Annotated in this window: 20 protein-coding genes and 2 pseudogenes; 13 read left to right on the forward strand and 9 right to left on the reverse strand. The window is 25.8% G+C overall.

Translation table 4 applies throughout. From position 1 onward, the window contains the following. Positions 1-59: 59 nt before the first annotated feature. The 8 genes and pseudogenes from ABWV63_RS03740 to ABWV63_RS03775 form a co-directional block, all read right to left on the reverse strand. Positions 60-1094: a hypothetical protein gene (locus ABWV63_RS03740; RefSeq protein WP_353306869.1), complete on the reverse strand. Its 1035-nt coding sequence runs from the start codon at positions 1092-1094 to the stop codon at positions 60-62. A 121-nt stretch (positions 1095-1215) separates the two neighbouring features. Next, a complete protein-coding gene (locus ABWV63_RS03745; protein ID WP_353306870.1) occupies positions 1216-1407 on the reverse strand; it encodes a hypothetical protein in 192 nt (63 codons plus the stop codon). A gap of 140 nt (positions 1408-1547) precedes the next feature. Next, positions 1548-1934, reverse strand: a complete 387-nt coding sequence (locus ABWV63_RS03750; protein ID WP_353306871.1) for a hypothetical protein — start codon at positions 1932-1934, stop codon at positions 1548-1550. After that, positions 1897-2118: pseudogene (locus ABWV63_RS03755) on the reverse strand (transposase); the annotation flags it as partial. The pseudogene ABWV63_RS03755 and the gene ABWV63_RS03750, both read right to left, overlap by 38 nt. 386 nt (positions 2119-2504) lie before the next feature. Beyond that, positions 2505-2726, reverse strand: coding sequence for a hypothetical protein (locus ABWV63_RS03760; protein WP_353306872.1), 222 nt, complete (start codon positions 2724-2726; stop codon positions 2505-2507). A gap of 38 nt (positions 2727-2764) precedes the next feature. Next, on the reverse strand, positions 2765-3010 hold the full coding sequence (locus ABWV63_RS03765) for a transposase family protein (protein WP_353306873.1): 246 nt from the start codon (positions 3008-3010) through the stop codon (positions 2765-2767). Further along, a complete protein-coding gene (locus tag ABWV63_RS03770) occupies positions 2995-3168 on the reverse strand; it encodes a hypothetical protein (protein WP_353306874.1) in 174 nt (57 codons plus the stop codon). Before ABWV63_RS03770 ends, ABWV63_RS03765 begins: the two co-directional genes overlap by 16 nt. 82 nt (positions 3169-3250) lie before the next feature. Then, positions 3251-3412, reverse strand: a complete 162-nt coding sequence (locus tag ABWV63_RS03775) for a hypothetical protein (protein ID WP_353306875.1) — start codon at positions 3410-3412, stop codon at positions 3251-3253. Positions 3413-3637: 225 nt separating this feature from the next. Between ABWV63_RS03775 and ABWV63_RS03780 the strand changes: the two genes are divergently transcribed. Continuing rightward, entirely contained in the window at positions 3638-4525 is an 888-nt protein-coding gene (locus tag ABWV63_RS03780; protein WP_353306876.1) for an IS630 family transposase, read from the forward strand. Positions 4526-4897: 372 nt separating this feature from the next. On the opposite strand, the gene trmB is transcribed toward ABWV63_RS03780, so the two are convergent. After that, entirely contained in the window at positions 4898-5566 is a 669-nt protein-coding gene (trmB, locus tag ABWV63_RS03785; protein WP_353306877.1) for a tRNA (guanosine(46)-N7)-methyltransferase TrmB, read from the reverse strand. 476 nt (positions 5567-6042) lie between these two features. Here trmB and rpsJ point away from each other — a divergent pair. The 12 genes and pseudogenes from rpsJ to rplN form a co-directional block, all read left to right on the forward strand. Next, a pseudogene (gene rpsJ / locus ABWV63_RS03790) lies at positions 6043-6339 on the forward strand (30S ribosomal protein S10); the annotation flags it as partial. A 121-nt stretch (positions 6340-6460) separates the two neighbouring features. After that, positions 6461-7153 (forward strand): 50S ribosomal protein L3, encoded by a 693-nt coding sequence (gene rplC, locus ABWV63_RS03795; RefSeq protein WP_353306878.1) that lies wholly within the window; start codon positions 6461-6463, stop codon positions 7151-7153. Between the two features lie 23 nt (positions 7154-7176). Beyond that, positions 7177-7806, forward strand: a complete 630-nt coding sequence (gene rplD, locus ABWV63_RS03800; protein WP_353306879.1) for a 50S ribosomal protein L4 — start codon at positions 7177-7179, stop codon at positions 7804-7806. A 1-nt stretch (position 7807) separates the two neighbouring features. Further along, positions 7808-8101: a 50S ribosomal protein L23 gene (gene rplW / locus ABWV63_RS03805; protein WP_353306880.1), complete on the forward strand. Its 294-nt coding sequence runs from the start codon at positions 7808-7810 to the stop codon at positions 8099-8101. A gap of 24 nt (positions 8102-8125) precedes the next feature. Then, positions 8126-8989: a 50S ribosomal protein L2 gene (gene rplB, locus ABWV63_RS03810; RefSeq protein WP_353306881.1), complete on the forward strand. Its 864-nt coding sequence runs from the start codon at positions 8126-8128 to the stop codon at positions 8987-8989. Between the two features lie 17 nt (positions 8990-9006). Next, entirely contained in the window at positions 9007-9279 is a 273-nt protein-coding gene (gene rpsS, locus ABWV63_RS03815) for a 30S ribosomal protein S19 (RefSeq protein WP_353306882.1), read from the forward strand. A gap of 12 nt (positions 9280-9291) precedes the next feature. Further along, entirely contained in the window at positions 9292-9624 is a 333-nt protein-coding gene (rplV, locus tag ABWV63_RS03820) for a 50S ribosomal protein L22 (RefSeq protein WP_353306883.1), read from the forward strand. A gap of 16 nt (positions 9625-9640) precedes the next feature. Next, a complete protein-coding gene (rpsC, locus tag ABWV63_RS03825) occupies positions 9641-10384 on the forward strand; it encodes a 30S ribosomal protein S3 (protein WP_353306884.1) in 744 nt (247 codons plus the stop codon). Position 10385: 1 nt separating this feature from the next. Further along, on the forward strand, positions 10386-10871 hold the full coding sequence (gene rplP / locus ABWV63_RS03830) for a 50S ribosomal protein L16 (protein WP_353306885.1): 486 nt from the start codon (positions 10386-10388) through the stop codon (positions 10869-10871). Next, positions 10852-11346, forward strand: coding sequence for a 50S ribosomal protein L29 (rpmC, locus tag ABWV63_RS03835; protein WP_353306886.1), 495 nt, complete (start codon positions 10852-10854; stop codon positions 11344-11346). Before rplP ends, rpmC begins: the two co-directional genes overlap by 20 nt. Continuing rightward, entirely contained in the window at positions 11346-11624 is a 279-nt protein-coding gene (gene rpsQ / locus ABWV63_RS03840) for a 30S ribosomal protein S17 (protein WP_353306887.1), read from the forward strand. Before rpmC ends, rpsQ begins: the two co-directional genes overlap by 1 nt. Before the next feature lie 21 nt (positions 11625-11645). Then, positions 11646-12014 (forward strand): 50S ribosomal protein L14, encoded by a 369-nt coding sequence (gene rplN / locus ABWV63_RS03845; RefSeq protein WP_353306888.1) that lies wholly within the window; start codon positions 11646-11648, stop codon positions 12012-12014. Positions 12015-12018 lie beyond the last annotated feature (4 nt).

The raw sequence follows: 12018 nt of genomic DNA on the forward strand, positions 1-12018 counted from the left end.
AAAACTGTTTAAATTACATATTATTATTTTACATTATTTATGAATAAACATTACTTTAGTTAGCTATAAATAGGATTCTCAATATTACGTTGTAAAACAATATATCCATCATTATTATTAATTAATTGTTGAATAATATGAGTATGTAGTGATCAAAATCTTAATGATTCTGCTGTAATTACAATTACTCTTCCCAAGGAATAACGAATATTATCATATAAAGAAATACTTTCTATATTAGATATTTCCAAAAATGCTTGATAAATATCAGTTCAATAAATTCTATGACTTAATTCATCAGGTAATAAATCTATATAATCTGGTCGAATGTTACTTAAATTAATATTATTTGTTCTATCAATTCTTGTTAAATGTGGAACTGAACCATCTCTAACAGCAGCAGGTTGTCTTCTATTATCAATATTACTAAAATCAAAATGATAATAATTATTATTAACCATTAATCCTTCTACATATAAATTATCTGTTCTTAAAACTAATTCTAAATTTCTAGAAAAACTTTGTCCATTTTGTTCTCCTCTAATTTCAACTGGAAGTCTAAAATAACCATAATTTGATTCAGAATTTAAAGCCAAAATAGTATTATCCTCAGAAATAAAATCAGGATTAACTAATAAATTTAAATCTCTAATTCTTCTTAATACTCCTCTATCAACTAATTCATTGATAATAATTTGAAAACTAGTTTGATATTCTCTTCGATTATTTTGATTAATAATTAATTTTTCATTTAATTGCAAAATTTCTTTAGACGTCCTTGGGTGTTGCATAACTTGTTTTTTAATTCTTCTGCTTTTTTTATGACGATGTTTATGTGTACTTGTTTTTAATTCTGTTTGATAAAATGGATTAATATTTTCATTTGTTTCATTTAAACTATATGATTGATAATTACTTGTATTTGTAAAACTGTTTGGTTCATTTATTGATTCTAAACTAGTATTGTTACTAACTCAATCTTTAATCTTTTTATTATCAATTGACTTAACATTAATACCTATAGTTTTATCATTAAATAATGTTGCAGATAATACTCATAATTTAAATCAATAACTTGGACTAAAATATTTCATAATTTTATAATTCTTTATTTTAAACATAAAAAAATCATTGATTTTAAAAATATAAAGTTATGAGTTAAAAAATTATATTAAATTTTGTTAAATTATACAACATTATTTTTTTTATACTTATTTAAAATTTTTTATAATATTCTTTCATTTCTTTTACTTTATTTTTAAATTGTTTTTTATGAAAATAACACATATTAAAAAATTGGCTTATACTATCTTCTATATTTAAAGAATTTAAAGTAACTAATACTCTACTATTACAATCTTTAACAATACATTTTAATAATACTTTTTCTTGTTTTGGTTTTTGCATTAATTCACTTCCTTAATTAAATAAATCTTCATCTTCTAAACAATTTCTTCCAGTAAAAAAAATTATTATTCATATTATTGCAATTATTATTCATAATGGTAATAATATTAATCTCATAATAAATTCTAATAAGTCTTACATTATTTCTCCTTATTTAAATAATATCAACCAATTAATAAACTATCTGCTTCATCATGATTTGATATTGTTATATTTCATTTTTGTTTAATTATTAATTCATTTGCTAATTTAATCGATATTTCTTTAGTTCATTTAATTAAAAAATTATCATCAATATTAAAATTTATTCTATATCAACTTTGTCATTGTCTTGGTAATATTTCATGTTTTTCTGGAATATAATATTGATATAGTAAACTAAATATATGACCTATTAATGCTTGCATTTTTTCTGAACTACGAGCATTTAATTTATTATTAAATCCACGTTCTATAACTACATTAAAGTCTTCGACTCAATATCTATAGCTAACTAAAGTAATGTTTACTCATATATTGAAAAACAAAATCAATAGCTTTTTTAATATTTGGCCAATAATTTGGTAATATTTTTCTTATATTATGTTTTATAGCAAATCAAAAATGTTCAATTGGATTTAAATTAGGAGAATATGGTGGAAGAAATAATAGTTTGCATCCAGCATTTTCAATTAATTGTTGTGTTAATTTAGATTTATGAAACGTTGCATTAGACATATTCCGTAAATAAATTTAATCAATTGTCAATAATAATATTTATAAATTTTTTAGTGTTAATAATTATAGAAGTTAATATTTTTAAAAAAATACTTTAAAAATAAATTTATATTTCAAACACAAAAATTGTTAATATTATTTTTATATTAACTTGATAAAAATTTAAATTTTTAAAAAAATATTAAAAATATTTTTTTATTTTAATGGTTTTGTTTTATTAAAAATTTCACAAAGTAAGTTAAATCTTAAGTACATAAGTCTAAATATACTTTTTCTACATTTATTTATTAAAATTTTGAATCTTTTTAATCAAGCAAAAACATGTTCAACTTTAATTCTAATTTTTGAAATAATTTTATTGTAGATTTTTTCTTGTTTAGTTAATTTTTTATTTTTAGTTTTTTAATTGGTAATATAGTATTTTTATAAATATTTTGTATTCCTTGATATCCCAAATCACCAATAATTATTGTTTTTTCTGAAAATTCAAGATTTGAATTTTTTAATATTTGAAAATAATGTACTTTTCCATTATCAGCAAAAATATCAACAATTTTTTTATTAAAAAAGTCATATATAATTTGAAATTTTATAGAAAACATTCAACTTTTACCAGAAAAATATTCTAACTGTAGTTTTTTTAGTTGGTCTTTCAATTTCAATTTCAGTTGAATCAATTAAATAAAATTGAAATTCATTTAAATCTTCTTGTTTTTTCTCAATTTTTGATTCATATTTTTTTTAAAAACTGATAATCTTTGTCATCACTAAGTTTATTTTCTACTCAAGTAATATTTCGAAAACAACTTGATGCACTCATTTTATATTTAATACTCATTTGGAAAAAAGTATAATATTCTTTTCAGTATACTAAAGTCATCATCAATCTTTCTTCAACTGAAAGTTTATATTTTCTACCTTTAGTTTTTTTAAATTTTCTATTTCAATTAATTTTGTTAACATTTCATCAAAATGAAAACGTCTTATACCAAAATATCTATAAAATTGTTCATTTTTTAATTTTTTTAAATTTTCAAAATTCATTTTTATCAACACCTTATTAATTTATTAATAAAGAAATTATAAAATAAATTTTAAATTATTAATTGACTTTTAAAAAATTTATTTACGGAATATGTCTATTATCTAAAACTATAATTTGTCCACGCTTTAATACTGGAATCAGTATATTTTTTACATATGATTCAAAAATTTTACTGTTGCAATGTCCTTCAAATGCTCATAGGGCTTTTAATTTACCTTTATTTAGCGAACCAATTATACTCATTCTTTTTATTTTATATGCGGATTTATTATCAAATAATCTTTTAACTTTTTCAGATCAACCATATTTATAAAATTCATTATCATCAATTCCAGATTCATCAATATATAGCTAACTAAAGTAATGTTTACTCATAAATAATGTAAAATAATAATATGTAATTTAAACAGTTTTTGAATTTAAAATTACAATTCAGCAATATTTAAAATAGATTAGGAAGATTAAATTATGCCAAAACCATACAGTGAAGACTTACGAAGAAAAGTAATAGAAGCCTATGAAAGTAAAAACATGAAAATTAAAGAAATTTGTAAAGTGTTCAATATTACTAGAAAGACTTTATTATTATGAAGAAAAAGAAAAAAAGAAACTGGGCATATAAAACCAATTTTGAATTATCAAAAAGGACATAGCCACAAAATAAAGGATTTAGATGAATTAAAAAATTATTTAGCGCAAAATAAAGATGTTACAGTTCGAAAAGTAATTGAAAAATTTGGTGATATGATTAAAGAAATATTTTATAACTATTTCAAAAAACTAAATTATACATATAAAAAAACTTTTCTATATGAACAAAGAGATAAAAATAAACAAGAAGATTTTTTAAAAGAAATAGCTAAAATAATGAATGAAGATTTAGTATATATTGATGAATCTGGAATTGATGATAATGAATTTTATAAATATGGTTGATCTGAAAAAGGTAAAAGATTATTTGATAATAAACCCGCATATAAAATAAAAAGAATGAGTATAATTCGTTCACTAAATAAAGGTAAATTAAAAGCCCTATGAGCATTTGAAGGACATTGCAACAGTAAAATTTTTGAATCATATGTAAAAAATATAATCATTCCAGTATTAAAGCATGGACAAATTATAGTTTTAGATAATGCAACGTTTCATAAATCTAAATTAACACAACAATTAATTGAAAATGCTGGATGCAAACTATTATTTATTCCACCATATTCTCCTAATTTAAATCCAATTGAACATTTTTGATTTGCTATAAAACATAATATAAGAAAAATATTACCAAATTATTGACCAAATATTAAAAAAGCGATTGATTTTGTTTTTCAATATATGAGTAAACATTACTTTAGTTAGATATACTATTAAGCAAGGAACGTATCATAATGAAGGGAAAATTAGTTATCCAGTAAATTTAACTGATACTATTAGTTCTTCATATTATTGATCACAAACGGGTCAATGAAGTAAAAGTGACTATACTATTAAAGATTTGATTAAACTTTTAGTTGATAACAGTTATAAAGAACAACTTAAAATTGGTTCTAACACTTATTAAATTATTTCAACAGATAATCCCGATAACCCAAAAACTGTTTTTTTTAAATTTGCCTATTTCTTGAGATTCACAGGGCGGAAAATTAAATGTAACATTTGATGAAAAATCTTTATAGTTTAATATGAATATAATCTTAGTTAATCATTAACTTTTTTTAATAAAATTGAAGTTTAAAATTCAATTTTATTTTTTTGTATTAATAAATAATTAATGTTTTTATTTTGTTTAATGAATTTTTCTTCATATTCAGTTTTAATAAATGCTTCATCATTTTTTATTATATTATTATCTTGATGTAGATTAATTGTATATTCTAATAAATTTCATTTATTTTTTTGAAATTCTAAAAGTGAATAATTAAATAAATTGTTATTATCTGTTTTAAAGTGAAGTTGACCATTTTTTATTAAAATTTTTTTGTATATTTCTAAAAATTTTTGGTATGTTAATCTTCTTTTAAAATGTCTTTTTTTAGGTCATGGATCAGAAAAATTTAAATAAATTTTATTAATTTCATTATTGGCAAAAAAATCTTTTAAATTTATGGCATCTTCTATAATTATTTTTAAATTACATAATTTATTTTCAATTAATTTTTTTAATAATATAGTTACAATAGAAATATTTTTTTCAATAGCAATATAATTTTGATTTGAATTTTGTTTAGCAAGATTTATAATGAAATTTCCTTTGCCACTTCCAATTTCAATATTGATTGGATTTTTATTTTGAAATATTTTTTTATTTCATTTCTCTTTGTAATTATAGGGATCATTAATACATAAATTATTATTTGTTAAAATAAATTCTTTTGCTCATGGCTTATTTCTTACTCTCATTGTAATTCCTTTTCTAATTTAATCAACATAGTTGTTATAAAAGTGTAACTTACTAATTTTAGAATTATATCAAAATTGAAGTTTAAATATCTTTTGCTAAAAGAATTTCATTATTATATTTATATCATGTAATATTTTTATTTAAATAAATTTTGTGAAATATTATAATTATATATTACCTTTTACTTTTTTAAAGTAAGAAAATATTAAAAAAATAATGGTATTTTATTATTTTTTTAATAAAAATCTTTATTTTTTACAACTAAATTAATAGTTAAAAGATTATGAGCAAAAAACCCATTATTTTTTTGTTTTTTTGTATTTTGCTATTCCCTTTTACCATTACACTATGTTATACTTACAAGGCGTGATTGTTATGTATAAATGCTGATACACTGATATCAGTTGTCATTATATCACATGTTTTGTTCTTTATTTTATTAAAAATCGTTCTAAGGAGGATATAGCCAATGGCAATCATAGGAAACAAAGTAAAAATTCGTTTAGAAAGTTATGATCACTCAGCTATTGACCAAATAGCACAGAAAATTAAAGATGTGTTAAAAAAAGAAGGTGCTGAAGTGGTAGGTCCAATTCCATTACCAACTCATAAAGAAATTTTTACTATTCTTCGTTCACCGCATAAACATAAAGATTCACGTGAACAATTTGAAAAGAGAACTCACAAAAGAATTATTGGTGCTCAATTATCACCAAAATCTTTAAATGCTCTAAGTGGAATTACTATCCCTAATAGTGTTAGTATCTCTTTGATAATCGAATCTAAAGATGAAAAAAAATCAACTTTAAATCAAGTATCAAAAAAGATTAATAAAAAAAATTATTAAAATTGATAAATATTAATTATTTACAACATATTCCAAGGAGGAAATTATGAAAGGAATCTTAGGTAAGAAACTAGGAATGTCACAAGTTTTCTTAAACAACGGACAACTAGTTCCAGTAACAATTATCGAAGTACAACCAAATGTAGTAAGTCAAGTTAAAACAAATGTAAAAGACAAATATAGTAGTTTACAACTTGCAACGTTCGATCTTCGTGTTACTTTATCAAACAAACCAACAATCGGACACTTTAAAAAAGCCGACAGTCAACCTAAGCGCTTCGTGAAAGAAATTCGTAACATGAACGGATTTAATCATAAAGAACTTATTAATGTTGCTGACGTATTCACAGCAGGTGAATTCGTTGATGTTCAAGGAACTTCTAAAGGTAAAGGATTTACAGGACGCATTAAACGTCATAATCAATCACGTGGTCCAATGGGTCATGGATCAGGTTTACATCGTCAAATGGGTTCAACAGGTTCTATTAATGCTAACCGTGTGTTTAAATCACACCCAATGCCAGGGCAAATGGGAAATGTTAAACGTAGTGTTGCTAACTTAGAAGTTATTAAAGTAGATAAAGAAAATAATTATCTTTTAATAAAAGGTTCAGTTCCAGGACCAAAACAAGGCTTTCTTGTTATTAAACAAGCAGTTAAAAAACCAATTCTCAAAACCCCAGTATCATTAGTTGTTAGAAATCAAAATACTACAACCGAAGTCACTGATGGTCAATAAAGTTAATTATGGAGGATAGCAAAATGAAAATTAATGTTGTTAACAACGCTGGAACAAAAGTTAGCGAATTAACTTTAAACGAAAAAATTTGAGGAATTGAACCCCACAAGCAAGTTCAGTTTGATAGTTTATTAAGTTATAATGCTACAAAACGTCAAGGAACACACGCTGTTAAAAGTCGTGCTGAAGTTGCTGGTGGTGGTAGAAAACCATGAAAACAAAAAGGAACAGGGAATGCGCGTCAAGGATCAATTCGTTCACCACAATGAAAAGGTGGTGGTATTGTTTTTGGACCAAATACTGATCGTAATTATTTAATTGGATTACCAAAAAAAGTAAGAAGATTGGCAATAAAATCAGCATTGGCTGCCAAATTTCAAAATCAAAACATAGTTGTAATTGATGAATTAAACTTTGAAAAACCTTCAACTAAAATTATGTTAGAAACTTTAAAAGTTTTAGAATTAGCAAACAATAAAACACTAATTGTTTCAGGAATAATCAATAAAGAAACAGTTATTAAATCAGGTCGCAATTTACCTAGAACAACAACAATCACTGCTAATAGTATTAATATTTACGATTTATTAAATGCTAAAAAAGTATTGTTTACTACTGAGGCAATTAAAATCGTTGAGGAGGCTTTAATTTAATATGCATTTAAGTGAAGTTATAGTAAAACCAGTATTAACTGAGAAAACTTATAAACAAATGACTGAAGGTATCTATACATTTACTGTTAACCGTAAAGCTAATAAAAGTCACGTTAAAAAAGCCTTTGAACAGATTTTTGAAGTTATAGTAGCAGACGTTAATATTATTAATAGTAAACCAAAAACTAAAACTGTTGGTAGATTTGTCGGAAAAACATCGGCAGTAAAAAAAGCTCTTATTAAATTAGCTCCTGGTGAACAATTAAGTTTGTTTAGTTCTGAAGAACAAAGATAATGAGATTGGAAGGAGAAAAAAACAATGGCAATTAGAAAAATTAATCCCACTACCGCAGGAAGACGTAATATGACCGTTCTGGATTATAAACAAAACTTAACTATTGGTAATAGCCCTGAAAAATCTTTATTAGTAAATTTAGTTAAACCAGCTGGTAGAAATAATCAAGGTAAAATTACAGTAAGACATCAAGGTAATGGTCATAAGGTTAAATACCGTATTATTGATTTTAAACGTAACAAAGACAATGTAGTTGGAACAGTTAAAACAATTGAATATGATCCAAATCGTAATGCTAACATTTGTCTTATTTCTTATCTTGATGGTGAAAAGCGTTATATCTTAGCACCAAAAGGAATCAAAGTAGGAGATAAGTTATTAAGTGGTGAAAACAGTGATACTGTTAAAATTGATATTACTGTTGGTAACTGTTTACCATTATCACAGATTCCACAAGGAACAGTTGTTCATAATGTTGAATTAAAACCAGGTAAAGGTGGACAAATGGCACGAAGTGCTGGTGGTAGTGTTCAAATTCTTGGTCGTGATGAAACAGTTAAGTATACATTATTAAAATTAACATCAGGTGAAGTTAGAAAAGTATTAAGGAATTGTCGAGCTACAATTGGTACAGTTGGAAATGATGATCATAACTTAGTAAACATTGGTAAAGCAGGAAGAAATCGTTGAAAAGGAATTAGACCTACTGTTCGTGGTAGTGTTATGAACCCAAATGATCACCCACATGGTGGAGGAGAAGGTAAAGCCCCAATCGGAAGAAAAGCTCCAGCAACACCATGAGGTAAAAAAGCATTAGGTTTAAAAACTCGTGATAGTAAAAAAGCATCAAATAAATTAATTGTACGAAGAAGAAATGCAACAAAGTAGGAGGAAAAAAGTAATATATGTCAAGATCTTTAAAAAAAGGACCCTTTGCTGATAGTCATTTATTAAACAAAGTGAAAACTCAAAATAAAAATAAATCAAAAAAAATTATTCAAACTTGATCTCGTCGTTCAACAATTTTCCCACAATTTGTTGGACATACATTCGGTGTGCATAATGGAAAAACACATTTACCTGTATATGTAACAGAAGATATGGTTGGTCATAAATTAGGAGAATTCGCACCCACACGTAAGTTTGGTGGTCACGGTTCTGACAAGAAAAAGCGTTAGGAGATAGAAATTATGGAAGCAAAAGTTCATTTAGATAAATTACGCATTAGTCCAAGAAAAGTGCGTTTAGTAGCCGATTTAGTTCGTGATAATGCTGTTGCCAAAGCTCTAGTAATTCTAGCTCATGAAAAAAAACGCGCAGCACAGCCAATTATAAAATTAATTAATTCAGCAGTTGCTAATGCTGCTAATAACTATGGAATGGAAGCCGACAAATTACGTATTAAGGAAATATTTGTAAATGAAGGTCCAACTATGAAAAGATTTATGCCCCGTGCTCATGGTAGAGCATATCAAATCTTAAAAAGAACAAGCAAAATCACTATCGTGGTTAGCGATAATTAGGAGGTAAATAAGTAATATGGGTCACAAAGTTAGTCCAAATGGATTAAGATATGGTATCAATAAAGATTGACAATCACGTTGATATGCAACTAGTAATGAAGATTTAGCAAAATGAATTTTAGAAGACCACAAAATTAGAAAAGCGCTATTTGCGCATTTAAAAAATTATGGTGTTTCTAAAATTGAAATCGAAAGAACTAAATCACAAATTACCTTATTTATCAACTGTGTTCGTGTTGGTTCAGTTTTAGGGCAAGGCGGTTCAAACATTGAAGTATTAACAACACTACTTCGTAAAACAATTAAAAATCGTAAAATAGGTATTAGAATTAATGTTGTTGAAATTAAAAATCCTGATATTGATGCGCAAACAATTGCTAATACATTAGCACAACAAATAAGCAATCGTATGTCACATCGTACAACACAAAAATTAGCAATTCGTAAAGCACTTCGTGCTGGAGCAAAGGGAATTAAAACTCGTGTTTCAGGAAGACTTGGTGAAGCGGATATGGCACGTGTTGAAGGTTATTCAGAAAGTAGTGTTCCTCTAGCAACATTACGTAGTAATATTGATTATGCTACTGCTGAGGCAAAAACAACTTTTGGTCAAATTGGTATTAAAGTTTGAGTATATAAAGGTGAAATTTTATCAGGAACTGACTCAACTCAACCTGAAATTATTTCAAAATATAATCAAAGAAATAATAACAATCGCCGAAATAATTACCCACAACAACCACGTAAGGAGGTAAAGTAAGATGGCTATACCTAAGAGATATAAACACTCTTGCGTCCACCGTTTAAGTTATGAAGGAACTGTAAAAGGTTGTAAAACAGTTGCTTTTGGAACTTACGGACTTCGTGCTGAAGAAGGTTCTTACATTACCGAAAGACAAATTGAAGCAGCCAGAGTAGCAATGACACGTTACATGAAACGTGGTGGAAAAGTTTGGATTAGAATCTTTCCACATTTACCAATTACTAGAAAACCAGCGGAAGTACGTATGGGTTCAGGAAAAGGTTCAATTGATCATTGAGTCTCAGTAGTAAAAGCAGAAACAGTTATGTTTGAAGTATCATATCCTAATGAAGCAACAGCACGTGAAGCATTGCGTCTTGCAATGCACAAGTTGCCAATCAAATGTAAAATTGTTACTAGAGAAATAAAATCAACAGAAGAAGTAAAGGTTGCTAAAAATTTAACAACAGAATTGGGTGAAGCAAATGGAAATGCAAGTAATTAAAAATAAATCAACTTTAGAATTACAACAAGACGAAGAAACTCTTCGTGCACAATTGTTTGCTTTACGAATTCAAAGTTCGTTAGGTAAACTAGAAAATCCGCATATGATAAATAATCTTCGTAAGGATATTGCTCGTATTAAAACTGAATTAACTATCAGAATTAATAATGGTGAAAAAATCAAACCATTACATATTAATAAAATGGTATTACTAAAAGAAAATAAAGAAAGCAAAAAAACTAAAAAAGTTGCTAAAGTTGATGATAAAAAAGATATTAAAGTCAAAACAATAACTAAATCAGAAGTTATTAAAGAATCAGATAAAATTGCTAAAAAAGAAGTTACTGAAAAAACAAATAAATCAAAATCATCAAACAAAGAAGTTAAAAAAGTTACTGCTACTAAAGTAGAAAAACCATCTAAAAAACCTACAGTTAAGAAAACTGTAACACCAGCTAAGGAGGACAAAGAATAATGACAAATATTATTCCAAACAAACAACGTAAAACTTTTGTTGGAATTGTAAGTTCTGACAAAAATGATAAAACAATTACTGTTGTTGTTGAAACTTCAAAACGACATCCAATGTACCATAAAAGTTTTAAGTCAACTAAAAAGTATCATGCCCATGATGAAACTAACCAAGCTAAAATTGGTGACAAGGTTGAAATCATTTCAACTCGTCCACTTTCAACTCTAAAACACTTCCGTTTGTTAAAGATTATTGAATCTAAAACAAATAAAAAAGTTTAATTAACCAGGAGGATAAGAAAGATGTTACAAAATCTATCGTGAGCCAATGTGGCTGACAACACTGGTATTAAAGAAGTTATGGTTATTAGAGTTTTGGGCGGTAGTACTAAAAAATTTGCTAAAATCGGTGATATTGTTGTTTGTTCAGCAAAATCAGTAATACCTAATAGTGCAATGAAAAAAGGACAAGTTGTTAAAGCAGTTGTCGTACGTAGTAAATTTGGTGTAAAACGTAATGATGGTTCTTGTGTAAAATTTGATGATAATGCAGTAGTAATTATTAAAGAAGATAAAACGCCACGTGGTACTAGAGTATTTGGTGTCTTGGCTCGTGAAGTTAAAGAGCGTGGTTATAATAAAATTGCGTCTTTAGCAGAAGAAATTGTTTAGGAGG

This window comes from Spiroplasma ixodetis (assembly GCF_040369795.1).
GTDB classification, from domain to species: Bacteria; Bacillota_I; Bacilli_A; order Mycoplasmatales; family VBWQ01; genus Spiroplasma_E; species Spiroplasma_E ixodetis_B.